Here is a 23,560-nt window from a genome sequence, read left to right on the forward strand (position 1 = left end):
CCTTATGAAAACAGCCCGTTTTGTCGATTTCAAGCAAAAGGTTAAACTATTCTCAATTCCTGATGGACTGACGTTAATAGGCGAGGGCTCCCATGAGCAACCTGATGAAAGAAACCGTAACCAGTGTGCACCACTGGAACGATACGCTGTTCAGCTTCAAGACCAGTCGGGATCCCGGCTTCCGCTTCAAGAACGGTCATTTTGTAATGATCGGTCTGGAGACAGATGGCAAACCGTTGATGCGCGCCTACAGTATTGCCAGTGCGAACTATGAAGAAGAGCTGGAGTTTTTCTCTATCAAAGTTCCTGATGGCCCGCTGACCTCGCGCCTGCAACAGATCAAAGTGGGTGACGAGATTCTGGTCAGCCGCAAGCCAACGGGTACGCTGGTATTGGACAATCTTCTGCCGGGCCGAAATCTCTGGCTGATCAGCACCGGCACCGGGCTGGCACCGTTCATGAGCATCATCAAGGATCCGGAAGTTTACGAAGCCTATGACAAGGTGATTCTCACCCACGGTGTGCGCTACATCTCCGAGCTGGCGTACCAGCAAGAGATTGAAGAACTGCCGGAGAACGAATTCTTTGGTGAGATGGTCAGTGGCAAGCTGGTGTATTACCCGACCGTGACCCGGGAGCCCTTCCGCAACCAGGGTCGTCTGACGGATGCCATGGAAACCGGCAAGATCACACGGGATCTGGGGTTGCCGGATTTCGACGTGGAGCAGGACCGCTTCATGATCTGTGGCAGCCCGAGCATGCTGAAGGACACCTGTGCCATTCTCGATAACATGGGCTTCCGCGAAGCCCGTGGTGGCGACATGGGCCACTATGTGATTGAGCGGGCTTTTGTGGAGCAGTAACTGCGACTAAAGTACTAGCGGAAAATCCTGTGGTTAACGCCACAGGATTTTTTTTGCGACAAAATTTGTGTGTATAGTTTGCGCTCTTTCATAGCAGGACTATGCCCATGTTTACCCTCGACATTCAGCCTCGATTCAGTGATACAGACGCGCTTGGTCATATCAGCAATACCTCCCTGCCGGTTTGGTTCGAGCAGGGACGTACTCCGATATTTCGGATTTTCCACCCGTCGCTGGACGTAAAAACCTGGCCGCTGATCATTGCCCGGCTGGAGATCGACCTGTTGGCCCAGAGTTACTGGCACATGCCCGTTGAGATCAGAACCGGCGTGGGCAACATTGGTAACAGCTCGTTCCAGGTGGTTCAGGAGGCCTGGCAGGATGGCAAGCAGATCGCCCGTGGTGTCGCGACACTGATTCACTTCGATTACGAAAATGAAAAGTCTGTTCCCATCCCTGAGGCCATCAAGGCAGAATTGGCTGAACATAAGGTCAAGGATACGGCGTAGTGGTGCCGTCAATGGAGGAGCTGTGACCTCAAGGCTTTCTTGTCTGGCGATGGCGCTGGCAGGCTCTCTGCTGCTGGCCGGCTGTGATTCCGGGGAAGAGCAGGGTGCGCCTGATGATCCCTCGGGTTCCTCCCGGCGGGCGGTTTCGGGTGTGGATATTTCCCTGGCCCTGGAGCCGGCTCAACTGGACTGGGTCGGCCAGAGGATTTTCCAGAATGAGTGTGCGGGGCGGTTCCAGTGCCTGGTGCACTGGAACGAGGGGGAAGCCTTCCCGTCCCTGGGTATAGGACACTTCATCTGGTATCCGGAGGGGGTTGAGGGCCGTTTTGTCGAGAGCTTTCCGCAGTTGATTACCTACATGAGTCAGCGACAGGCGTCGGTGCCGGACTGGTTGCGCGGGCTTGATCCTCTGGATGCTCCCTGGCCGGATCGCGCGGCCTTTATGCAGATGCAGGATTCGATCCGCGTTGCCGAACTTCGGGAGTTTCTGGCAGGCACTCAGGGTTTGCAGGCAGAATTCATCTTTCGCCGCGCCCAGGAGTCGCTGGGCACTATTCTGGATGAGGTTCCCGATCATCATCAGAAAGTTGTTCAGGGTTATCTTGAGGAGTTGAGCGCTACCCCGGGTGGCGTCTATGCACTGATGGATTATGTCAATTTCAAAGGTGAAGGGCTTGCTGAATCCGAGCGCTACAAAGGTGAGGGTTGGGGGTTGTTGCAGGTGCTCCTCGCCATGGATCCGGAGCCGGGGCAATCGACCCTTGATGCGTTCCGGGTGGCGGCGGGGGAGGTGTTGACCCGCCGCGCCCGAAATGCCGAAAATCCGATTGAGCGGGAGCGCTGGCTGCCCGGTTGGCTAAAACGGCTGGAAACCTACCGGGAGCCCATCACCGACACGATGGCTACAAAGGCCTCTTGAGCAGCTCGGGTTCCTGCCCCGGGCGAGCTTTCAGCCACCAGATATTCTTATCCCAGTCTCCCAATACAATCCTGCGTGCGGGCTTGCCATTGGCTTCCAGCTCATGAATGGCAGGACGGTGGGTATGGCCGTGAATCATCAGTTGAACATCATGGGCCTCCAGTTCTTTCACCACTTCCTCAGGGGTCACATCCATGATGGTCTCAGCCTTGCCCTGATTCTTCGCCATGGAGATTTCCCGCAGTTGCCGTGCCATCAGCTGACGGTCTTTGAGTGGGCGGGCGAGCAGCATTTTCACGGTTTGCGGGTTACGCATATTGGTCCGGAACTTCTGATATTCCACATCGGCCGTGCACAGGCTGTCACCGTGCATCAGTAGGGCAGGTGTGCCATACAGATCCACTACCGTCGGATCATCCAGCAGAGTGGCGCCGGCGCGCGCGCAGAAGTCTTCGCCAATGAGGAAGTCCCGGTTGCCGTGCATCAGGTAAATGTCGGTGCCTGTGTCCCGCACCTCCCGCAAGGCCGCCGCCACCTGTTCCTGCAGCGGTGTGCGCTCGTCATCTCCAATCCAGGCTTCAAAAAAGTCGCCAAGAATGTATAGACGCTCAACGCCCAAGGCTTTTTCTCTGAGGAAGGTCAGAAACGCACCCGTAATATCCGGGCGCGACTCTTCCAGGTGCAGATCCGAGATAAACAGCGTGGTCACGCGTCCTCCAGAACCTCGGCTTTTTCAATCACTACGTCCTCAAACGGGACGTCCTGGTGGCCGGCGCGCATGGTGGTGCGAACGGCGCGGATCTTGTTGACGGTCTCCATGCCCTCGGCCACCTTGCCGAATACGCAGTAGCCCCAGCCCTCTGCGTTCTTGGCGGTGTGGTCCAGAAAACCGTTGTTCTCAACGTTGATGAAGAACTGGGCGGTGGCGGAGTGGGGGTCCATGGTGCGGGCCATGGCAATGGTGCCGACCATGTTGCTCAGGCCGTTGTCAGCCTCGTTCTGGATAGGTTCGCGGGTTTTGCGCGGCGTCATGCCAGGCTCAAAGCCGCCGCCCTGAATCATGAAGTTGCTGATAACGCGGTGAAAAATCAGGCCATCGTAAAAACCGTCGCGAACGTACTGTTCGAAGTTTTTGGCGGTTTCCGGGGCTTTCTCGTAGTCCAGTTCCAGCTTGATATCACCGAAGTTTGTCTGCAGCAGAATCATCAGGGTTTCCTGTGTTTGGGGATCGGAATGTTTAAAGTGGCTATTGTACTCAAGAGTTTCGTCCGGTGCATGAGTCCGGCATGGATTTGTGAGTATAATAGGCGGTTTAAACGGAGCATCCGGACAGCTCCCATGATTCATTCCCTGTTGACAGAGATTGTATGAGCGCCGAGTCGAAGAAAGCCCACAACTTTATCCAGAGCCTGATTGAAGACGCTATCGCCAAAGGGGAGCACACCGGGAAGGTGGTCACCCGCTTCCCCCCGGAGCCCAATGGCTATCTGCACATTGGTCATGCCAAATCGATCTGTTTGAATTTCGGCATTGCCGAAACCTTTAACGGTGAGTGCAACCTGCGCTTTGACGACACCAACCCGGAAAAGGAAAGCCAGGAGTATATCGACGCTATCAAGCAGGACGTGGAGTGGCTGGGCTATGAGTGGGCCGGCGAGGTGTGTTACGCGTCGGATTACTTTGATCAGCTCTACGCCTTTGCCGAAGAGCTCATTCAGAACGATAAAGCCTATGTCTGTGCCCTGAACGCTGAACAGATGGCCGAGTACCGGGGCTCCCTGAAAGAGCCCGGCAAGAACAGCCCATACCGGGATCGCCCGGTAGAGGAAAGCCTGCAGCTGTTCCGGGACATGCGCGACGGCAAGTTCCAGAACGGTGAGCTGGTGTTGCGGGCCAAGATTGATATGGCATCCCCGAATATCAACCTGCGGGACCCGATTCTGTACCGGATTCGCTACGCGGATCATCACCAGACCGGCAGCAAGTGGTGCATCTATCCGATGTATGACTTTACCCATCCGATCTCCGATGCTCTGGAAGGGATTACCCATTCCCTGTGTACCCTGGAATTCGAGGATCACCGGCCGCTGTACGACTGGGTGCTGGACAATATCACCATCCCCTGTCATCCGCGCCAGATCGAATTTGCCCGGCTGAATCTGAACTACACCATTACCAGCAAGCGCAAACTGAAGCGGCTGGTGGATGAAAACGTGGTTAGTGGCTGGAACGACCCCCGGATGCCGACGATTTCCGGCATGCGCCGTCGTGGTTACACGCCGGAGTCGATTCGCAACTTTTGCGACATGATCGGCGTCAACAAGGCTGGTGGCACTGTGGATGTCGGCATGCTGGAACACGCAATCCGGGAGGATCTGAATAACCGTGCGCCCCGCGCCATGTGCGTGATGCGTCCGCTCAAAGTCACCCTGACCAACTACCCGTCTGACCAGACGGAGACCCTGACTCTGCCGGTGCATCCGCAGAATCCGGATATGGGCGGGCGGGAAGTGACCTGGAGTCAGACCCTGTTTATTGACCGGGAAGATTTCGAGGTAGAGCCGCCGCGCAAGTGGAAGCGGCTGGCCCCGGAACAGGCGGTGCGGTTGCGAGGTGGTTACGTGATGACCTGCAAAGAGGTTGTGCGTGACGGCAGCGGCGAGATTGTCGAGCTCAAGTGCGAATACGATCCGAATACCCTGGGCGTGAATCCGGAGGGCTACAAACCCAATGGCGTGATTCACTGGGTGTCGGCCAGCGACAGCGTGGAGACGGATATCAATCTTTACGACCGCCTGTTCAACCACGAGTCTCCGGACAGCGACAAAGAAGGCGATTTTCTGGATCACCTGAACCCGGAATCTCTGGTCGTACTCAAAGGTGCCCGCGTTGAAAAAAGTCTGGCTCAGCCCCGCGCCGATCTGCCGTACCAGTTCGAGCGCGAGGGATACTTTTTCTGCGACCAGGAACTGACTGAAAAGTCTGGCAAGCCGGTGTTCAATCGTACCGTAACGCTGCGGGATTCCTGGGGTAAGGGAGGCAAGTAATGCGTATCTACAATACGCTGACACAGCAAAAGGAAGCGTTCAAAACCCTGGAGCCTGGCAAGGTTCGTATGTACGTGTGCGGCATGACTGTCTACGACTATTGCCATCTGGGGCATGCCCGGGTGCTGGTGGCGTTTGACGTGGTGACTCGGTATCTGCGGCATCGCGGGTACGACGTACACTACGTGCGCAACATTACCGATATCGACGACAAGATCCTGCGCCGGGCTGATGAAAACGGTGAGGTGTATACCGACCTGACCGACCGGATGATCCGGGCCATGCACGAGGATGAGGCAAAGCTCGGCGTGCTGTCACCCAATGAGGAGCCCCGGGCGACTGCCTTTATCGACGACATCATTGCCATGATCCAGAAGCTGATCGCTGGCGGCCACGCATATGCTGCCGATAATGGCGACGTGTACTTTGCTGTGGAGTCATTCCCGGATTACGGCAAACTGAGCAAGAAAAAGCTGGAAGATCTGGTGGCCGGTGCTCGAGTGGATGTCCAGGAGGCCAAGCGCAGCCCCGCGGACTTTGCGCTCTGGAAGGCCGCCAAACCGGGCGAGGTGAGCTGGCCGTCGCCGTGGGGCGAAGGTCGCCCCGGGTGGCATATTGAGTGCTCCGCCATGTCTACTAAGTGCCTCGGTGACACCTTTGATATTCACGGTGGCGGGCCGGATCTGCTGTTCCCGCACCATGAAAACGAAATCGCCCAGTCGGAATGTGCCACCGGCCACACCTTTGTGCACACCTGGATGCACGCCGGCGCCATTCGAGTGAACAAGGAAAAGATGTCCAAGTCGCTGGGCAACTTTTTTACCATTCGCGAGATTCTGGAAAAGTACCCGGCGGAAGTGGTTCGCTATTTCCTGGTGTCCAGCCACTACCGGAGCCAGGTGGACTATTCCGAGGATAACCTGGCGGAGGCCGGGCGAACCTTGACCAAGCTCTATCATGCCCTGCGGGGTATCGTGCCGGCGAAAGAAGCGGATGTAGCGGAAACGGACCACGACCGTCGTTTTGCCGAGGTAATGGATGATGATTTCAATACTGCTGGCGCCATTGCCGTGCTGCATGCAGTGGCGAATGACATCAATCATTACCGCCGGGAAGGTGATGAAGAAGCCGCCAAGCGCAGCGCGGCCGTTCTGGTGCGGCTGGGTGCTGTGCTCGGTCTGCTGCAGCAGAACCCGGAAGCCTTCTTCCAGGCGGATACCGGCAGTGAGCTGACCGCCGAGGACATCGAGGCCATGATTCAGGCCCGTGCCGATGCCCGTAAAGCCAAAGACTTTGCGGAGGCCGATCGCATTCGCGATGATCTGCTGGAGAAGGGCATTATCCTGGATGACAGCCGTGAAGGAACCACCTGGCGCCGGAGCCAGGACTGAGTTGATTCGCGCAATGTCGCATTGTGCCGGTGGGAATGACCTTGTAGGGAATTTCACGTACAATGCGGCGCTCTAATCAGAACGTCCCCGCGCTATCGGCGCCATCAGGGGAGTCGGGAACTACAAACCCATTGAGGCAAGCAACGATGACAGAACGCGTTCAAGTTGGCGGCATCCAGATCGCCAAGAATCTGTACGATTTTGTAAATAACGAAGCGATTCCGGGCACCGGTATTGAAGCTGACAAGTTCTGGGCCGAGTTCGACAAGATCGTGAACGAGCTCGCTCCGCGCAATCGCGAGCTGCTGCTCAAGCGTGACGAAATCCAGGAAAAAATGGATACCTGGAACCGCGAGCACAAGGGCCAGAAACTGGACATGGCCGAGTACAAGGCGTTTCTGAAAGACATCGGCTACCTGGTAGATGAGCCGGCGGATTTCAAAATCTCCACCTCCAATGTGGATCCGGAAATCGCCACCATGGCCGGCCCGCAGCTGGTTGTGCCGGTCATGAATGCCCGTTTCGCCCTGAACGCGGCTAACGCTCGCTGGGGTAGCCTGTACGATGCCCTGTACGGTACCGACGCTATTTCTGAGGAAAACGGTGCTGAGAAGGGCCGTGGCTACAACCCGGTTCGTGGCGCCAAGGTGATTGAGTGGGCCCGCAACCTGCTGGATGGCTCTGCGCCTCTGGCTTCCGGTAGCCATAAAGACGCCGCAAAATACTATATCGACGGCGGCAAGCTGGCGGTTAAACTTCAGAACGGTGACGTGACCGGTCTGAAAGACGAGTCCGGTTTTGTGGGTTACACCGGCGCTGCCGATGCCCCCACTGGCGTTTTGCTGGTGAAGAATGGCATGCATTTCGAAATCCAGATTGATGCCAGCCATCCGATCGGCAAGGATGACGGTGCCCACGTTAAAGACGTTCTGATGGAATCGGCCCTGACCACCATCATGGACTGCGAAGACTCAGTTGCCGCGGTGGATGCTGATGACAAGGTTGTCGCCTACAAGAATTGGCTTGGCCTGATGAAGGGCGATCTGGAAGAGTCCTTCGAGAAGGGCGGCCAGATGATGACTCGTCGCATGAATGGCGACCGCACCTACACTGGCGCCGATGGCAGCGAGCTGACCCTCAAGGGCCGCAGCCTGCTGTTCGTTCGTAACGTTGGCCACCTGATGACTAACCCGGCCATTCTGCTGAAGGATGGTAGCGAAATCCCCGAGGGCCTGATGGACGGCCTGGTAACATCCCTGATCGCCATCCACGACCTGAAGGGCGACGGCAAATTCCAGAACAGCACCAAGGGTTCTGTGTACATTGTTAAGCCCAAGCAGCACGGCCCGGAAGAAGTGGCGTTCACCAATGAATTCTTCGGTCGTGTTGAAGACGCTCTTGGTCTGCCGCGCTTCACCCTGAAAGTGGGCATCATGGACGAAGAGCGTCGCACCACCGTGAACCTGAAGGCCTGCATCCACGCTGCCAAAGAGCGCACCGTGTTTATCAATACCGGCTTCCTGGATCGCACCGGTGATGAGATTCATACATCCATGGAGTTGGGTCCCTTCATCCGTAAGGGGCCGATGAAGCAGGCTGCCTGGATCAACGCTTACGAGCAGTGGAACGTTGACATCGGCCTGGAAGCCGGTCTGTCTGGCGTTGCCCAGATTGGTAAGGGTATGTGGGCCATGCCGGATCTGATGGCAGGCATGCTGGAGGCCAAGATCGGTCATCCGAAGGCTGGTGCCAACACCGCCTGGGTTCCGTCTCCGACAGCCGCTACCTTGCATGCCACTCACTACCACCAGGTGAACGTGTTTGATGTGCAGAAAGAGCTGGCCAACCGTCAGCGCGCGTCTCTGGACGACATCCTGACTGTGCCGGTGATGGAGGATCCGTCGTCCTTGAGCGCCGAGGACATTCAGCAGGAACTGGACAACAACGCCCAGGGTATCCTTGGCTACGTTGTACGCTGGATCGACCAGGGTGTGGGCTGCTCCAAGGTGCCTGACATCAACGATGTGGGCCTGATGGAAGACCGTGCGACACTGCGTATTTCTTCGCAGCTGCTGACCAACTGGTTGTACCACGGCATCTGCTCTGAAGAGCAGATCATGGAAACCATGAAGCGCATGGCTGCGGTTGTTGATAAGCAGAACGCTGGTGATGCGGCATACCGCAACATGGCTCCGAACTTTGATGACAGCATCGCCTTCCAGGCCGCTGTGGATCTGGTTCTGAAGGGTCGCGAACAGCCGGCCGGTTACACTGAGCCGCTGCTGCACGCTTACCGTCAGAAGGCCAAGGCCAAATACGGGCAGTAAAACGCCCGTCCATAAAAAACCCCGCTTCGGCGGGGTTTTTTATTGGGGTTGCCCCCGCTGACGAAGAGTTCGTGGGATGGCGCGTCAGGTGTCGGCGTGCAGCACGTCGGCGGCGTAAAGGGTGTTTTCCAGCAGGGTGGCAATGGTCATGGGGCCGACGCCGCCCGGTACCGGGGTGATGTAAGCCGCACGCTCTGCTGCAGCGTCAAAATCGACATCGCCACAGAGTTTGCCATCATCCATCCGGTTGATGCCCACATCAATGACGGTGGCGCCGCGTTTGACCCACTCGCCCTTGATGATGCCCGGTTTGCCCACTGCGGCCACCAGGATGTCTGCTTCCCCAACAAATTTCTCGAGATTGTCGGTAAATCGATGGCATACCGTTGTCGTGGCTCCCTTTAGCAGCAGTTCCATGCTCATGGGGCGACCGACAATGTTGGAGGCCCCGACAATAACTGCGTGCTGGCCTTTGTAGGGGGTGCCAATGGAGTCCAGCAGGGTGATGACGCCTGCCGGTGTGCAGGGCCGCAGGGTAGGCTTGCGCTGCATCAGGCGGCCGATGTTGTAGGGATGAAAGCCGTCTACGTCCTTGTCGGGCCGTATCTTTACCAGAATCGGATCAGCATCCAGGTGCGAGGGCAGGGGAAGTTGAACCAGTATGCCGTCAACGGCGGGGTTCTCGTTCAGCTCGTCAACCAGCGCTTCCAGTGCCGCCTGGGAGGTATCTTCCGGCAAATCATAGGACAGCGACAGGATGCCTGCCTGCTCGCAGGCCTTGCGTTTGTTGCCAACGTATACCTGGGATGCCGGATCGTGACCGACCAGTACCACGGCCAGCCCGGGCGCTCTCAGGCCCTTCTGTTTTCTGGCTTCGACACCGGCGGCCACCTGTTGCCGGACCTGTGCAGCAATTTCTTTTCCGTTAATCAGTTTGGCGCTCATGTTTCCGTCTTGTCGGTTTGGGCGTAAAAGTGAAGGCCGGGCATTGTCTCATGCTTCAGGGTTAACGCCAATGTAGAGGGGTGGTCGGGAACTCCAGCGGTTACAGGTGGTCACTTATAGGACTGTCTCGGCAAGGAATTTTCAATTCCGTGTTGACGGACGCGATCGGCGCCGGTAATATGCGCGCCAACTTTGCTGAGGCACTTGTTGTTCAGTTAACGGGGTATAGCGCAGTCTGGTAGCGCGCCTGCTTTGGGAGCAGGATGTCGGGAGTTCGAATCTCTCTACCCCGACCACTTTCTGGATATTCAGGTGGGCGAACGGTCAAGCGCCCGTAGCTCAGCTGGATAGAGCATCCGCCTTCTAAGCGGATGGTCGCAGGTTCGAGTCCTGCCGGGCGCGCCATCTCGTTAATCGCAGATTGGTACCGGACTCGCCGAACCAGCAAAGTTGAAGTAAGCAGTAGTGTGCCGGCAGGCACCTCCCTGATGTGGTGGACGTAGCTCAGTTGGTAGAGCTCAGGATTGTGACTCCTGCGGTCGAGGGTTCGAACCCCTTCGTCCACCCCACTTTTCCCCTTGTTTGTTTCCGAGCACCCTGATTCCCTGTTATGGTTCAGAGTTGCGCCGGATATGCGAGAGTGGCGGAATTGGTAGACGCACTGGATTTAGGTTCCAGCGGGTAATACCGTGAGAGTTCGAGTCTCTCCTCTCGCACCACCCTTTCTTTTTTCTGATTTGTCCCCATTGTGTTTTCGTACCGCGTTGTTAGGCGCGTCTCAAACCCATATTCAGGGTGGCCGGGTGATTCTCTCGGCGGGGCAAACCGTGATAAACTACCGGCTTTTAATTTTGCGTCCCTTTGGGGTGAGCTGCTCCTGCCGGGATTTTGGTTTAATTTTCATTCACCTACAGAATCTGTAATTTGAGGAACTTCCATGCAAGTGTCTGTTGAAACGACCTCCAACATCGAGCGTCGCATGACGATTGGTGTGCCCGCCCAGGAAATCGACCAGGCGGTTCAGAAACGCCTGCAGGAAACTGCTCGCACCGTGCGCCTGAACGGTTTCCGCCCTGGCAAGGTTCCCATGAGCGTGGTCAAGCGTCGTTTTGGTGACAGCATCCGCCAGGAAGTGGTTGGCGAGGCTATGCGCGACAACTACATCAAGGCGCTGCAGGAGCAGGATATCAATCCGGCGGGCTGGCCCAAGTTGGAGCCGAAGACCATGGAAGAAGGCAAGGACCTCGAGTTCGTTGCGACTTTTGAGGTTCTGCCGGAAATTGAGCTGGGCGATCTGAGCAAGATCAACGTTGAGAAGCCGGTGTCTGAAGTTGCCGACAAGGATATCGACAACATGATCGATAATCTGCGTCGCCAGCAGGCCACCATGAAAGAAGTCAAGCGCAAGTCCAAGAACAAGGACATCGTGACTATCGACTTCAAGGGCTCCATCGATGGTGAAGAATTCGAAGGTGGCTCCGCTGAAGGTCATCGTCTGACCCTGGGTTCAGGTCAGATGATCCCTGGTTTTGAAAAGGGCATTGTGGGTGGTAAAGCCGGCGAAGAGCTGGAAATCGATGTCACTTTCCCTGAGGACTACCATAACGAAGACCTGGCGGGTAAAGATGCCAAGTTCGCGATCACTATCCACAAGGTAGAAGAGCCGCAGCTGCCGGAGCTGGATCAGGAATTCTTCAAGCGTTTCGGCATCGAAGCTGAAGACGAAGCCGCTTTCCGCGAGGAAGTGAAGAAGAACATGGAGCGCGAGCTCAAGCAGGCAGTATCCAACAAGGTCAAGAACGACGTTGTAGATGGTCTGCTGGAGACCACCGAGCTGGAAGTACCTGCGGCTCTCGTTGACCAGGAAATTGATCGCCTGCGTCAGGACGCCGTTCAGCGCTTTGGCGGGCAGGTGGATTTCCAGCAATTGCCGAAGGAAATCTTCGAAGAGCAGGCGAAGCGTCGCGTGAAGACCGGTCTGCTGTTCCAGGAAGTGGTCAAGAAAAATGACCTGAAGGCTGACGAAGCGAAAGTGGAAGAAAAGATCCAGGAGATCGCTTCTACGTATGAACAGCCGGACGAGGTTGTTGCACACTTCAACAGCAACCCGGATCAGAAGGCTCAGGTTGAGTCTTCTGTACTGGAAGATGCCGTGGTTGATTTTGTGCTTGGCGCGGCCAAGGTAAAAGAGAAGAAGATGAAGTACGAGGAAGCGGTGCAGGCCGGTCAGCCCCAGCGCTGATGGCCGCCGGGCTCTGGCCCGGTGCCGTGTTCTGGAAGCAGCCGGCGTGTCCGGCTGTTTTCATCTGGGCGATCTGCTGGCAGAGTATATGGGGTACCGGAATACAACGGGCTCCCGTTGAAGCAGGAGTCCAAACCATTGTCCATAAGGAGTTCAGGCGCACATGACGCAGAAACCGTTTGATGGCCCTACAATGATAACCAGCTCAGGCCTGGTGCCGATTGTTATTGAACAGACGGCACGCGGCGAACGTTCGTTCGACATTTATTCCCGTCTGCTCAAGGAGCGGGTGATCTTTCTGGTTGGCCCGGTTGAAGATCACATGGCAAACCTCGTGGTTGCCCAGTTGCTGTTCCTGGAATCCGAAAATCCGGACAAGGATATCCATCTTTATATCAACAGTCCGGGTGGCTCCGTTTCCGCCGGCATGTCCATTTACGACACCATGCAGTTCGTGAAGCCGGACGTAGCAACGCTTTGCATCGGTCAGGCAGCCAGCATGGGTGCTTTCCTGTTGTCGGGTGGCGCGAAGGGCAAGCGTGCCTGCCTGCCGCACTCCCGTGTAATGATTCATCAGCCGCTGGGCGGCTATCAGGGGCAGGCGACGGACATCGAGATCCATACCCGTGAGATCCTGAAAATCCGCAACACGCTCAACGAGCTGCTGGCGGAGCACACCGGTCAGGACATCGAGACCATCGCCCGGGATACCGACCGTGATAATTTCATGGATCCTGCCCAGGCCAAAGAGTACGGGTTGATCGATACAATACTTGATAAGCGCGTATCGAATAAATAATACTGAAAGTCATCGCATCACTACCGGCCGGCGTACACACTGATGACACCGGCCAACGAAGAACAGAGGTATTTCAATGGCAGATGAAAGAAACGGCAGAGGCGACGATAACGGCAAGTTGCTCTACTGCTCGTTTTGTGGAAAGAGCCAGCATGAAGTCCGTAAGCTCATTGCAGGGCCCTCGGTGTTCATCTGCGACGAGTGCGTTGATCTGTGCAATGACATTATCCGGGAAGAGATTCAGGAGAACGCCCCGGAGGAGGCCAGCGACCGCCTGCCCACGCCGGCAGAGATCCGTGAGACTCTGAATGAATATGTTATTGGCCAGGATCGCGCCAAGGTCGTTCTGTCTGTAGCGGTGTATAACCACTACAAGCGTCTTCGCTACGGCGAGGGCAAGAGTGATGTCGAGCTGGGCAAAAGCAACATTCTGCTGATCGGTCCCACCGGTAGCGGTAAGACCCTGTTGGCGGAAACCCTGGCGCGCATGCTGAATGTACCGTTTACCATCGCGGATGCGACCACGCTGACCGAAGCAGGCTATGTGGGTGAGGATGTTGAAAACATCATCCAGAAACTGCTGCAGAAGTGCGACTACGATGTCGAAAAGGCCCAGCGCGGTATTGTCTACATCGACGAGATCGACAAGATTTCCCGCAAGTCCGATAACCCGTCCATTACCCGGGATGTATCGGGTGAGGGTGTTCAGCAGGCTTTGCTGAAGCTGATCGAGGGTACTGTCGCTTCGGTTCCTCCTCAGGGTGGGCGTAAACACCCCCAGCAGGAATTCCTGCAGGTGGATACCGGTAACATCCTGTTTATCTGTGGCGGTGCCTTCGCCGGCCTCGACAAGGTTATCCAGGAACGCTCTGAGCGCAGTTCCATTGGCTTCTCGGCTACAGTCAAGAGCCAGGACGACAGCAAGAGCACTGGCGATATCATTCGCGAAGTCGAGACCGAGGATCTGGTGAAGTTTGGCCTGATTCCGGAATTCGTCGGCCGTCTGCCTGTGGTGGCCACGTTGACCGAACTGGATGAAGAAGCACTGGTGCAGATTCTGACCGAGCCCAAAAACGCCCTGACCAAGCAGTATCAGAAGCTGTTTGATATGGAAGGGGTGGAGCTGGACTTCCGGGAAGACGCCCTGCGCGCAGTGGCCAGAAAAGCCATGGAGCGCAAGACCGGTGCCCGTGGTCTGCGGTCGATAATGGAAGCGACCCTGCTGGATACCATGTATCAGATTCCCTCTGAGCATGATGTCTCCAAGGTGGTGATCGACGAGAGTGTGATCAAGGGCGATTCAGAGCCCTTCAAGATCTACGCCAGCAGCGATCACGCCAAGGCGGTGCCCGAAGACTGAGCGGGCACAGGGCGTAGAATACCGGGTGATATAAAAGGGGCGTTCAACGCCCCTTTTTCATCTCAGGCCCTTATCGTTTGCTCCCTGATATTTCCCATCGTAAAAAGATTGCAATTTTTGTCAGCGCCCCAATGTTGGGTGATATGCTGAAAGAAATACTGTCAGAGGATTCCCCATGACCCGTATACCTGATGAAACTGTGCACGAATACCCGCTGCTTCCTTTGCGTGATGTGGTGGTGTTCCCGCACATGGTGGTTCCGCTGTTTGTGGGCCGCGAAAAATCCATTCAGGCGCTGGAAGCGGCAATGGAGGGCAGCAAGGAAATCCTGCTGGTAGCCCAGAAAGATGCCTCCACCGACGAGCCGGGCCCGAAGGATGTATTTGCCATGGGCACCCTGGCGACGGTGCTGCAGATGCTTCGGCTGCCGGATGGCACCGTCAAGGTTCTGGTAGAGGGTAATTCCCGAGCCAGCATTTCTGACATCGAGGAAGGCGATTACCTGTCCGGCCAGGCCATTCTGATGGATGAGGAATCCTTGCCGGAGCGCGAGGAAGACGTCCTCACCAAGACCCTGATGGACGAATTCGAGAAGTACGTGAAGCTGTCCAAAAAGGTGCCATCTGAGGTTTCCAATGCTTTGACCGGTATCCACGAACTTGAGCGTCTGGTCGATACCATGGCCGCGCATCTGGAGATGCGGATTCCCGAGAAACAGGAGTTGCTGGAAGCTCTGGACGTTCGTAAGCGGGTTGATCTTCTGCTGGGCAAGCTGGACGGTGAGATTGATCTGATCGAAGTGGAGAAGCGCATCCGTGGCCGTGTGAAAAAGCAGATGGAGCGCAGCCAGCGCGAGTATTACCTGAACGAGCAGATGAAAGCGATCCAGAAGGAAATGGGCCAGCTCGGTGAGGGTAATAACGATTTCGAGGAACTTGAGCAGAAGCTTGAGGAAGCCGGTCTGCCGGAAGAGGCCCGGAAGAAAACCGAAGCAGAGCTGAACAAGCTCAAGATGATGTCTCCGATGTCCGCGGAAGCTACCGTGGTGCGCGGCTACATTGACTGGATGCTGGCGGTCCCCTGGAAGAAGCGCAGTCGGGTTCGTCACGACCTTGAAAAGGCCCGTGAAATCCTGGACCGGGATCACTACGGCCTGGACGAGGTGAAGAAGCGTATTCTGGAGTATCTGGCGGTTCAGAGTCGGGTCAAGAAGGTGAAAGGGCCTGTGCTTTGCCTGGTAGGGCCTCCCGGGGTTGGCAAGACCTCCCTTGGCCAGTCCATCGCCAAGGCCACCAATCGCAAATACACCCGCATGGCGCTGGGTGGTGTGCGTGACGAAGCCGAGATACGAGGCCACCGCAAGACTTACATCGGCGCGCTGCCGGGCAAGTTGTTGCAGAAGCTTTCCAAGGTGGGTGTGAAGAACCCGCTTTTCCTGTTCGACGAAATCGACAAGATGGGCATGGACCATCGTGGCGATCCGGCCTCGGCTCTGCTTGAGGTGTTGGACCCGGAACAGAACCATACGTTCAATGACCACTACCTGGAGGTCGATTACGACCTCTCTGATGTGATGTTCGTGTGTACCTCCAACTCCATGGATATTCCACCGGCACTGCTGGACCGCATGGAGATCATCCGGATTCCCGGATACACCGAAGATGAGAAGGTCAATATTGCGTTGCGTTACCTTCTGCCCAAGCAGCTCAAGGCCAATGGTCTGCGCAAGGACGAACTGAAACTGCCGGAAGAGACCATTCGGGACCTGATCCGCTACTACACTCGGGAAGCCGGTGTACGGGGTCTTGAGCGCGAAATCGCCAAGATCTGCCGTAAGGTGGTGCGTGAGCACGTAGAGAGCAGCACCAAGGCCTCGGTGACCCTGACGCCGGATCTTCTGGAGGATTACTCAGGCGTCAAAAAGTTCAAATACGGACTGGCAGAAGAAACCAACCAGATCGGACAGGTGACCGGTCTGGCATGGACCCAGGTCGGGGGCGAGCTGTTGACCATAGAGTGTGCTTTGACGCCAGGTAAGGGTCGTGTCGTTAAAACCGGCTCGCTGGGTGACGTTATGCAGGAATCCATTCAGACGGCACTTACGGTGGTCCGGAGCAGGGCGGCCGGCCTGGGTGTGGCGGATGATTTCCACGAAAAACACGATCTTCACGTGCATGTACCTGAGGGAGCAACCCCGAAAGATGGCCCGAGTGCCGGTATTGGTATGTGTACAGCACTGGTTTCTGCACTGACCCGAATTCCCGTTCGGGCGGATGTAGCGATGACCGGTGAAATCACCTTGCGAGGTCGCGTTCTGGCGATCGGCGGCTTGAAGGAAAAGCTGCTGGCAGCCCATCGCGGCGGCATCAAAACTGTCATCATCCCGGATGAAAATGTCAGGGATCTCAAGGAGATACCGGACAACATCAAGGAATCGCTGGAGATCCGCCCGGTCAAGTGGATTGATGAGGTTCTGGATATTGCGCTGGCCTACCAGCCGGATCCCCGGTCTGAAAATGCTGACAAGGAAACCGGCAAATCGGCCACTTCTGATGATTCCGGCGACGCTGCAGAGCGCATAAATACACATTAAACACCGGATGAGTTGTTGACACGCCTGAGAGCCCGTTGGTATAACTGTTTCGCCGTGAAGCAGCCAATACCAAGGGCTCCCGCGCAGTAAGTGCCTATTCCGAACACCGGTTTAATGCCGCAAGGAATAAAAAAACTGAAGAATGGAATTCTCCCATCGCTTATGCGATAGTCGAGAACGTCCGCGAAAAAACAAACCGACCTATAACATCTTCAACCTGAAATCGAAGGGGTTTAGTGTGAACAAGTCCGAACTGATCGATGCAATTGCAGAGTCCGCAGACATCTCCAAAGCCGCAGCTGGCCGTGCGCTGGATGCCATGACCAACTCTATCACCGGTGCACTGAAGAAAGGCGACCAGGTTACCCTGATCGGCTTTGGCACCTTCTCTGTGAAAGAGCGTGCTGCCCGTACTGGTCGCAACCCGCAGACTGGTGCAGAAATCAAGATTCCGGCCTCTAAAGTGCCTGGATTCAAGGCAGGCAAGGCCCTGAAAGACGCCGTTAAGTAACGGTTCTTTCTCTGGCAGTTCCCGGTTTCGGGAACTGCCATCAGAATTCAAGGCGCATTCCGGTAAGGGTGCGCCTTTTTGCGTGTTAACTGTGGCTCTCTCAGCTTTCGCCTCACCACTACCAACAGCAGAACCTTGAACAGGGATTCGAGAACAACATGCTTCAAGATATTCGGGATAACGCCCAGAGTACGATCGCCAAGGTTATCGTTGGCCTATTGATTATTTCCCTCTCGATCTGGGGAATGGATGCCATCATCGGCGGCTTCACTGGCGAGCCAGAAGTGGCAACGGTTAACGGCCAGGACATCACCGAGCGGGAGTTTCTGCGCACCGTACAGATGGAAAGCCAGCAGCGCCTTATGCAGATGGAGAATCCGGATCAATCCCTGTTGGACGAAGATCAGATTCGCCGCGACGTGCTGGATGCGCTGATCCGGGAGGCCGTGCTCACTCAGGACGCTCAGAGCCAGGGGCTGGAGCTGACCGACGCCGACATCGATTCCCTGATTACCCAGATGCCCCAGTTCCAGGTGGATGGCCAGTTCAATCGTGATCGGTTTGTAGCCACAGTGCGCAATCTGGGCATGGGCGTTGCCGAGTTCCGCGAAAGCATGCGCAAGAACTATGTGGTAAACCAGATTCGCGCGGCGATCGTCCAGACTGGTGTCGTGGCACCTGAGAATGCAGCCCATTTGCTGGCCATTCAGAATCAGACCCGTGACTTCCGCGTGCTGACCCTTGATGGCAGTAGTGTTCAGGACAAGGTGGATGTGACCGAGGCGGACGTGCAGGCGTACTACGACGAGAACCGTGACCAGTTTCGTCAGCCAGAGCAGGTGGATGCTGCCTACATTACCCTGTCCCAGGGAGCGTTGGCGGAGTCCATTGAAGTTTCCGAAGATGAAGTGCGGGCCTATTACGAGGAGCGTGCTGAAGAATACGCACGGGAAGAGCGCCGTGCCGCTCACATTCTTGTAGAGGCCGGTGATGAAGGGCAGGCGACTCTCGCAACCATCCAGCAGCGTCTTGAAGACGGTGAGTCGTTTGCCGTCCTGGCCGAGGAATACTCAGTCGATACCGTCTCTGCGCAGGAAGGTGGTGATCTCGGTTTTGCCGGCCGTGGTGTCTACGATGAAGCCTTTGAAGACGCTCTGTTTGGGCTGGAAGAAGGCGAAGTTTCTGGTCCGGTTGAGACCAGCTTTGGTCTTCATCTGATCAAGCTGGAAGAGGTGCGCCGCTCCGATGTGCCTGCCTTTGACGAGTTGCGTGAAGATCTGCGACTCGAATTGGCCAGAACCAAGGCCAGTGAGCGTTTTGCGGAAGTTCGCTCGCAACTGGCTGATGCGGCCTACGCCGCCGACGATCTTGCCAGCCCGGCCGAAGAGCTGGGTCTGGAAATTCGGGTGGTCGAAGGTGTCAGCAGGGATGGCGGTGCAGCACCCTTTGATCATGCGGGTCTGGTACGTCAACTGTTCTCTGAAGATGTACTTGAGGGTGGCTACAATACCGAGCTGATCGACGTGGGTGATAACGTGTCGGTCGTTGCCCGGGTGCGCGAGTATCACGAACCGCGCCAGTTGGAGTTGGCCGATGTGGAGCCGGAGATTCGTCGGATTCTGGAGAGAACCGAAACCCGGGATGCGCTGGCAGCCCGTGTTGATGAGCTCGTGGCTCAGCTTGAATCCGGTACCAGTGCTGACGAACTTGGTGCCGGTGAATGGCAGCAGTTTGAAAATCAGGGCCGGAGTGTGTCTGGCCTGAGCCCGCGCGTGGTGCAGGAAGTGTTTTCTATGGCCCGCCCGGATGGTGACTCGCCAACCGTTGGCCGCGCCGTTACGGCCGATCAGGCTGCTGTCATTGTGCTGACCGGTGTCAACGAAGGTGAGGTTGATCAGGAAGGTGCGGAATACCAACAGCTGATGCGTTTCCTGGCGCAGCTGGAGGGGCAGCGTGAATATACCGCCTACCAGCAGTACCTTCGCAATACAGCTGAGGTTGAGCGGAACTGATTTGCTGTAGACCTCGAAAAAAAGCCCCCTTTCGGGGGCTTTTTTGTGAGCGGTTCATTCTTTCGGATATCGGGTAGCTTTCAGGCTTTCCTTGATTTTCTTGAGATGGCCCAGAAAATCCGATCCACGTTTCAGCGTTACACCGGTTGCGAGGATGTCGATGACCGTCAAATGAATAATTCTGGAAGACATGGGCATGTACACTTCTGTGTCTTCCGGGGTTGTGACGCCAACCACCACCGTACAGAATTCCGCAAGAGGGGATTCCGGGTTTGTTATACCAATAACCGTTGCGCCGTTCTCTCGCGCCACTCTGGCGATATCAACGCTTTCCTTGGTTCGGCCGGTGTATGAGATCATTACGATCACATCTCCGACCTGCGCCCCTGCCGCCACCATTCTCTGCATGAGAGCGTCGTCGTATGAGGTTACGGGAATGTTGAATCGAAAAAACTTGTGCTGGGCATCGAGTGCGACCGACGCGGAGCCGCCCATGCCAAAAAAGTGGATCTGTTTTGCCTGGATAAGATAGTCGATGGCCGAAGCTAGCGCTTTGTGATCGAGTGACTGGCGAGACTTATCCAGGTTGGCAATGGTGCTGAGCATGATTTTGTCAGCGAATTCAGCCACGGTGTCGTCGGGCTCTATATTCTGGCCGACATAGGGTGTTCCTGTCGCAATGCTCTGTGCTAATCGGATCTTGAAGTCCGGGAAGCCCGTCGCTGAAAAACTCCGACAGAATCGGTTTACAGTAGGTTCGCTGACATTGGCCGCCCGGGCCAGGGCTGCAATGCTGTACCGCGTTGCAGCGCTGGGGTCCTTAAGAATCGCTTCTGCCACTTTGCGCTCGGACTTGTTCAGATTATCCAGGCGTTCCTGAATATCTTCCAGCAGATTCTCTTCCCGGTGCGCGTGACTGGTTGTCATGAATGGATGCTCCGTTGATCTCTTGGGGGCCGAATCATCTAAGAACTCGGGAGTATACCGTTTTATTGGTGTGTTTGCGGTAGTCAACGTGTCATAACGTGGTTTTCTGAGGGCTGGGAGTCAGCAGTTTGACTGTTTTTTTTCTAAAACTACTACTTCCTGTTAATGTGAATGAAGTGGAGCGGCAAATCATGGAGGGCGCGACTCATGGTAAAGAACGCGAATGCCCCGTGTGACCTGATGCTTTTTGGCGCCTTGGGTGACCTGGCTCAGCGTAAACTCTTCCCTGCGCTGTATCAGCTGGAGCGCGCGGGCTTGCTCGCGCAGGGCAGTCGCATTCTGGCGATTGCGCGCACGAAGGCAACAACAGCGGACGTCCGGGAGCAACTGTTTGAAAAGCTTCGCTATCATGTGAAAGACAGTGAGTTTGATGCTGGCGTGGCGAATGCATTTCTGCAGCGGGTGGATTACCTGTTGCTGGATTTCACCGATCCTGAGGGCTACGGGGCCCTGCGTGAGTGGCGGGATGAACCCAACAACGAACTCATCGTCTACATGGCCACGCCGCCTTCGATGTATGGCGTGATTGCCCGCAATATGAAGGCGACCAGTTGTTGTAATGAGAAAACCCGGGTGGTGGTGGAAAAACCTATTGGCCACGACCTTGAGTCGTCCCGGGTGATCAACGATGAGCTTGGAGAGGTCTACCACGAAAACCAGTTGTTCCGGATTGATCACTATCTGGGTAAGGAGACCGTGCAGAATCTGATTGCCCTGCGATTCGCCAACAACCTGTTTGCCTCCCAGTGGGACCAGAATCATATCTCTCACGTTGAAATTACCGTCGCGGAGAGCGTCGGTATAGAAGGGCGCTGGGGCTATTTTGACCAGGCCGGTCAGATTCGCGACATGATTCAGAATCACCTGCTGCAGTTGCTGTGCCTGATTGCGATGGATCCGCCTGCCGACCTGTCAGCGGACAGTATCCGGGACGAGAAGGTAAAGGTACTCAAGGCGCTGAAGCGGATTACCCCGGACATGATGGATCGGTACGTCGTGCGTGGTCAGTACACTGCAGGCACCAGCAATGGCAAGCCGGTTCCGGGTTATCTGGAGGAGGAAGATGCCAACAAGGGCAGTGCCACCGAAACCTTCGTGGCCCTGAAGGCTGAGATCGACAACTGGCGCTGGTCTGGCGTGCCCTTTTACATCCGCACGGGCAAGCGACTACCGGAGAAGCTTTCCCAGATCATCATCCATTTCAAGCCCGCGCCTCACTACATTTTTGACCCGGACCAGAAGCATTTGGCCAACAACAAACTGATTATACGGTTGCAGCCGGATGAGGGAATGGCCCTGAAAATCCTGACCAAGGATCAGGGGCTGGATAAGGGGATGCGATTGCGGCAGGGGCCGTTGGAGCTGACCTTCTCCGAAACCTTTGAAGCGGAACGCATTCCGGATGCCTATGAGCGTTTGCTGTGGGAGGTGATGAAAGGTAATCAATACCTTTTTGTTCGCAGGGATGAGGTGGAATACGCCTGGCGCTGGGTCGACGAGATCATCGCTAACTGGCGAGACAGTGGCGAACCGCCCAAGCGATATGCCGCCGGCACCTGGGGCCCGGTTGCCTCCATTGCCATGATCACACGGGATGGGAGGAGCTGGTATGAGGATGCCTGACATCCGCTTGCCAGAGGGGGTAGGGTTTCACGCCGATGATAATGCCGGGCGCGTGGCCCGGGCCTTGGCCTCGACCGTCGCCGATGTGCTCGCCAGTCGTCTTGAGCAGGCGTCCAGGGTCAGCCTGGTGGTGTCCGGAGGCTCTACGCCTTTACCCTTCTTCAAGGCGTTGTCCGACGCGGATCTGGACTGGTCCAGAGTGGATGTTGTGCTGGCGGACGAGCGCTGGGTGCCGGAGGGCGACCCTGCCAGTAACACAACCCTGGTCAGAAACAATCTGTTAGTGGGCAGGGCTGCGAAAGCCCGTTACCTGGCACTGAAGCAGCCGGGGGAAATTCCGGATCAAGGATTGGAGGCAGTTCGGCAGGCGCTTTCTGTGCTGGTTCTGCCGGTGGATGTGGTGATTCTGGGAATGGGCAATGACGGTCATACCGCTTCGCTGTTTCCGGATGCGCCTGAGCTGCCTGAAGCCATGGATGAGTTCAATACTGGTCTGGTAGCGGCGATGACACCCGAATCCCAGCCTCAGCCCAGGGTGACGCTGACCCGGGCGGTACTGGCGCAAGCGCGCTTTACCGCGCTGCACCTGAAAGGGGAGGACAAGCTGGAGACGCTCAGAAGGGCGTGTTCGGCTCTGGATGATGTATTTGCCATGCCGGTGCGGGCCTTCCTGAAACCCGGCCTGGAAGTGTTCTGGAGCCCGTGACGCCGCGTTGCTTGTCTGGTCACCGCCGCTAACTGCTTTAGGAGATCACCATGAATCAATTGTCGGACTATCATCGCGAGCGGGTGCAGGCCGTTCTGGCAGCCTCGCCTCTGGTGCCTGTGATTGCGATCAAAGACCCGGACGATGCCATCCCGCTGTGCCGTGCGCTGGTAGATGGAGGTATCCGGGTACTTGAAATTACCTTGCGCACCGAGCATGGAGTGCGTGCCATTGAAAAGGTCAGGAAAGCCATTCCCGAAGCCTGGGTTGGTGCAGGAACGGTTACCAGTATCGCCCAGTATCGACAGGTGGAGTCTGCTGGTGCGCAGTTTGTGATTACCCCCGGGATTACTGAGGCCATTCTGGAGTTCGGTGTTACCTCCGAGGCACCGCTGTTGCCAGGGGTTTCGACGGTGTCCGAGCTGATGATGGGGTATGCGTTGGGCTATCGGGAGTTCAAGTTTTTCCCGGCGGAAGTGGCAGGGGGTATCCCTGCGCTTAAGGCCTTCAGCGGGCCATTTCCCGATGTCGTCTTTTGTCCGACTGGTGGCATTAGCCGCCAGACAGCCAGAGATTATCTGGCGTTACCGAATGTCTGTGCTGTTGGTGGGTCCTGGCTCACGCCGGCGGAGGCCATTGCCGGTAAAGACTGGCCGGCAGTGTCGGAAATTGCCAGGGGAAGTCTGGGCGACCTTTAAACCGGACACATAAAACCCACCGTCGTGG

The 23,560-nt window shown here is 56.4% G+C and carries 19 protein-coding genes and 4 tRNA genes; 19 read left to right on the forward strand and 4 right to left on the reverse strand.

Going from position 1 to position 23,560, the window contains the following annotated elements:
* Nucleotides 1–92: 92 nt before the first annotated feature.
* The 3 genes from QPL98_RS00965 (at nt 93) to QPL98_RS00975 (ending at nt 2,291) form a co-directional block, all read left to right on the forward strand.
* Nucleotides 93–863: a ferredoxin--NADP reductase gene (locus QPL98_RS00965; RefSeq protein WP_011785332.1), complete on the forward strand. Its 771-nt coding sequence runs from the start codon at nt 93–95 to the stop codon at nt 861–863.
* A gap of 107 nt (nt 864–970) precedes the next feature.
* Nucleotides 971–1,372, forward strand: coding sequence for a thioesterase family protein (locus tag QPL98_RS00970; protein ID WP_273029905.1), 402 nt, complete (start codon nt 971–973; stop codon nt 1,370–1,372).
* A gap of 22 nt (nt 1,373–1,394) precedes the next feature.
* On the forward strand, nt 1,395–2,291 hold the full coding sequence (locus QPL98_RS00975) for a hypothetical protein (RefSeq protein ID WP_273029903.1): 897 nt from the start codon (nt 1,395–1,397) through the stop codon (nt 2,289–2,291).
* On the opposite strand, the gene lpxH is transcribed toward QPL98_RS00975, so the two are convergent.
* Nucleotides 2,275–3,000 carry a UDP-2,3-diacylglucosamine diphosphatase gene (gene lpxH, locus QPL98_RS00980; RefSeq protein ID WP_273029901.1) on the reverse strand — a complete coding sequence of 242 codons (726 nt, stop codon included), beginning with the start codon at nt 2,998–3,000 and terminating at the stop codon, nt 2,275–2,277. The genes QPL98_RS00975 and lpxH overlap by 17 nt on opposite strands.
* Nucleotides 2,997–3,497 carry a peptidylprolyl isomerase gene (locus tag QPL98_RS00985; RefSeq protein WP_121206796.1) on the reverse strand — a complete coding sequence of 167 codons (501 nt, stop codon included), beginning with the start codon at nt 3,495–3,497 and terminating at the stop codon, nt 2,997–2,999. The genes lpxH and QPL98_RS00985 overlap by 4 nt, the downstream gene beginning before the upstream one ends.
* Before the next feature lie 161 nt (nt 3,498–3,658).
* Between QPL98_RS00985 and QPL98_RS00990 the strand changes: the two genes are divergently transcribed.
* The 3 genes from QPL98_RS00990 to QPL98_RS01000 all read left to right on the forward strand — a co-directional run bounded on the left by QPL98_RS00990 (nt 3,659) and on the right by QPL98_RS01000 (nt 9,056).
* Nucleotides 3,659–5,338, forward strand: coding sequence for a glutamine--tRNA ligase/YqeY domain fusion protein (locus tag QPL98_RS00990; protein WP_303292464.1), 1,680 nt, complete (start codon nt 3,659–3,661; stop codon nt 5,336–5,338).
* Nucleotides 5,338–6,729 carry a cysteine--tRNA ligase gene (gene cysS / locus QPL98_RS00995; protein WP_303292465.1) on the forward strand — a complete coding sequence of 464 codons (1,392 nt, stop codon included), beginning with the start codon at nt 5,338–5,340 and terminating at the stop codon, nt 6,727–6,729. Before QPL98_RS00990 ends, cysS begins: the two co-directional genes overlap by 1 nt.
* Nucleotides 6,730–6,875: 146 nt before the next feature.
* Nucleotides 6,876–9,056 carry a malate synthase G gene (locus QPL98_RS01000; protein WP_011785321.1) on the forward strand — a complete coding sequence of 727 codons (2,181 nt, stop codon included), beginning with the start codon at nt 6,876–6,878 and terminating at the stop codon, nt 9,054–9,056.
* 84 nt (nt 9,057–9,140) lie between these two features.
* Here the strand turns inward: QPL98_RS01000 and folD are convergent, their stop codons facing one another.
* Nucleotides 9,141–10,001, reverse strand: a complete 861-nt coding sequence (gene folD / locus QPL98_RS01005; protein ID WP_121206792.1) for a bifunctional methylenetetrahydrofolate dehydrogenase/methenyltetrahydrofolate cyclohydrolase FolD — start codon at nt 9,999–10,001, stop codon at nt 9,141–9,143.
* 219 nt (nt 10,002–10,220) lie between these two features.
* On the opposite strand from folD, the gene QPL98_RS01010 reads away from it, so the two are divergent.
* From QPL98_RS01010 to QPL98_RS01055, 10 genes are all read left to right on the forward strand, one after another.
* A tRNA-Pro gene (locus QPL98_RS01010) sits at nt 10,221–10,297 on the forward strand.
* A 32-nt stretch (nt 10,298–10,329) separates the two neighbouring features.
* Nucleotides 10,330–10,406 (forward strand) — tRNA-Arg (locus QPL98_RS01015).
* 88 nt (nt 10,407–10,494) lie between these two features.
* Nucleotides 10,495–10,570, forward strand: a tRNA-His gene (locus QPL98_RS01020).
* Between the two features lie 65 nt (nt 10,571–10,635).
* A tRNA-Leu gene (locus tag QPL98_RS01025) sits at nt 10,636–10,720 on the forward strand.
* A 218-nt stretch (nt 10,721–10,938) separates the two neighbouring features.
* Entirely contained in the window at nt 10,939–12,243 is a 1,305-nt protein-coding gene (tig, locus tag QPL98_RS01030) for a trigger factor (protein WP_113879023.1), read from the forward strand.
* Nucleotides 12,244–12,406: 163 nt separating this feature from the next.
* A complete protein-coding gene (gene clpP / locus QPL98_RS01035; RefSeq protein WP_011785318.1) occupies nt 12,407–13,042 on the forward strand; it encodes an ATP-dependent Clp endopeptidase proteolytic subunit ClpP in 636 nt (211 codons plus the stop codon).
* A 76-nt stretch (nt 13,043–13,118) separates the two neighbouring features.
* Nucleotides 13,119–14,402 carry an ATP-dependent Clp protease ATP-binding subunit ClpX gene (gene clpX, locus QPL98_RS01040; protein ID WP_011785317.1) on the forward strand — a complete coding sequence of 428 codons (1,284 nt, stop codon included), beginning with the start codon at nt 13,119–13,121 and terminating at the stop codon, nt 14,400–14,402.
* 175 nt (nt 14,403–14,577) lie between these two features.
* Nucleotides 14,578–16,995 carry an endopeptidase La gene (gene lon, locus QPL98_RS01045; protein WP_286714298.1) on the forward strand — a complete coding sequence of 806 codons (2,418 nt, stop codon included), beginning with the start codon at nt 14,578–14,580 and terminating at the stop codon, nt 16,993–16,995.
* Nucleotides 16,996–17,233: 238 nt separating this feature from the next.
* Nucleotides 17,234–17,506 (forward strand): HU family DNA-binding protein, encoded by a 273-nt coding sequence (locus tag QPL98_RS01050; RefSeq protein WP_008174603.1) that lies wholly within the window; start codon nt 17,234–17,236, stop codon nt 17,504–17,506.
* Between the two features lie 158 nt (nt 17,507–17,664).
* Nucleotides 17,665–19,518: a SurA N-terminal domain-containing protein gene (locus tag QPL98_RS01055; protein WP_303292466.1), complete on the forward strand. Its 1,854-nt coding sequence runs from the start codon at nt 17,665–17,667 to the stop codon at nt 19,516–19,518.
* 54 nt (nt 19,519–19,572) lie between these two features.
* Here the strand turns inward: QPL98_RS01055 and QPL98_RS01060 are convergent, their stop codons facing one another.
* Nucleotides 19,573–20,445: a MurR/RpiR family transcriptional regulator gene (locus QPL98_RS01060; RefSeq protein ID WP_011785314.1), complete on the reverse strand. Its 873-nt coding sequence runs from the start codon at nt 20,443–20,445 to the stop codon at nt 19,573–19,575.
* 207 nt (nt 20,446–20,652) lie between these two features.
* Between QPL98_RS01060 and zwf the strand changes: the two genes are divergently transcribed.
* Genes zwf through QPL98_RS01075 form a run of 3 tightly spaced genes read left to right on the forward strand, consistent with a single transcriptional unit; the run spans nt 20,653 to nt 23,532 of the window.
* Nucleotides 20,653–22,128, forward strand: a complete 1,476-nt coding sequence (zwf, locus tag QPL98_RS01065; protein ID WP_113879026.1) for a glucose-6-phosphate dehydrogenase — start codon at nt 20,653–20,655, stop codon at nt 22,126–22,128.
* Nucleotides 22,115–22,834 carry a 6-phosphogluconolactonase gene (gene pgl, locus QPL98_RS01070; protein ID WP_223268753.1) on the forward strand — a complete coding sequence of 240 codons (720 nt, stop codon included), beginning with the start codon at nt 22,115–22,117 and terminating at the stop codon, nt 22,832–22,834. Before zwf ends, pgl begins: the two co-directional genes overlap by 14 nt.
* Nucleotides 22,835–22,884: 50 nt before the next feature.
* The gene (locus tag QPL98_RS01075; RefSeq protein WP_113879028.1) at nt 22,885–23,532 is read left to right on the forward strand and encodes a bifunctional 4-hydroxy-2-oxoglutarate aldolase/2-dehydro-3-deoxy-phosphogluconate aldolase; all 648 of its coding nucleotides are present in this window, start codon (nt 22,885–22,887) and stop codon (nt 23,530–23,532) included.
* Nucleotides 23,533–23,560: the final 28 nt, after the last annotated feature.

Source organism: Marinobacter sp. ST-43, assembly GCF_030541085.1.
GTDB classification, from domain to species: Bacteria; Pseudomonadota; Gammaproteobacteria; order Pseudomonadales; family Oleiphilaceae; genus Marinobacter; species Marinobacter nauticus.

Excerpts from the sequence above, each read along its gene's own strand:
- QPL98_RS01055 (WP_303292466.1), top strand. The coding sequence starts at position 17,665 with ATGCTTCAAGATATTCGGGATAACGCCCAGAGTACGATCGCCAAGGTT.
- zwf (WP_113879026.1), top strand. The coding sequence starts at position 20,653 with ATGGTAAAGAACGCGAATGCCCCGTGTGACCTGATGCTTTTTGGCGCC.
- QPL98_RS01060 (WP_011785314.1), bottom strand. The coding sequence starts at position 20,445 with ATGACAACCAGTCACGCGCACCGGGAAGAGAATCTGCTGGAAGATATT.
- cysS (WP_303292465.1), top strand. The coding sequence starts at position 5,338 with ATGCGTATCTACAATACGCTGACACAGCAAAAGGAAGCGTTCAAAACC.
- folD (WP_121206792.1), bottom strand. The coding sequence starts at position 10,001 with ATGAGCGCCAAACTGATTAACGGAAAAGAAATTGCTGCACAGGTCCGG.
- QPL98_RS00970 (WP_273029905.1), top strand. The coding sequence starts at position 971 with ATGTTTACCCTCGACATTCAGCCTCGATTCAGTGATACAGACGCGCTT.
- clpP (WP_011785318.1), top strand. The coding sequence starts at position 12,407 with ATGACGCAGAAACCGTTTGATGGCCCTACAATGATAACCAGCTCAGGC.
- QPL98_RS00985 (WP_121206796.1), bottom strand. The coding sequence starts at position 3,497 with ATGATTCTGCTGCAGACAAACTTCGGTGATATCAAGCTGGAACTGGAC.
- clpX (WP_011785317.1), top strand. The coding sequence starts at position 13,119 with ATGGCAGATGAAAGAAACGGCAGAGGCGACGATAACGGCAAGTTGCTC.
- QPL98_RS00965 (WP_011785332.1), top strand. The coding sequence starts at position 93 with ATGAGCAACCTGATGAAAGAAACCGTAACCAGTGTGCACCACTGGAAC.
- QPL98_RS01075 (WP_113879028.1), top strand. The coding sequence starts at position 22,885 with ATGAATCAATTGTCGGACTATCATCGCGAGCGGGTGCAGGCCGTTCTG.
- lon (WP_286714298.1), top strand. The coding sequence starts at position 14,578 with ATGACCCGTATACCTGATGAAACTGTGCACGAATACCCGCTGCTTCCT.
- QPL98_RS00990 (WP_303292464.1), top strand. The coding sequence starts at position 3,659 with ATGAGCGCCGAGTCGAAGAAAGCCCACAACTTTATCCAGAGCCTGATT.
- pgl (WP_223268753.1), top strand. The coding sequence starts at position 22,115 with ATGAGGATGCCTGACATCCGCTTGCCAGAGGGGGTAGGGTTTCACGCC.
- QPL98_RS01000 (WP_011785321.1), top strand. The coding sequence starts at position 6,876 with ATGACAGAACGCGTTCAAGTTGGCGGCATCCAGATCGCCAAGAATCTG.
- tig (WP_113879023.1), top strand. The coding sequence starts at position 10,939 with ATGCAAGTGTCTGTTGAAACGACCTCCAACATCGAGCGTCGCATGACG.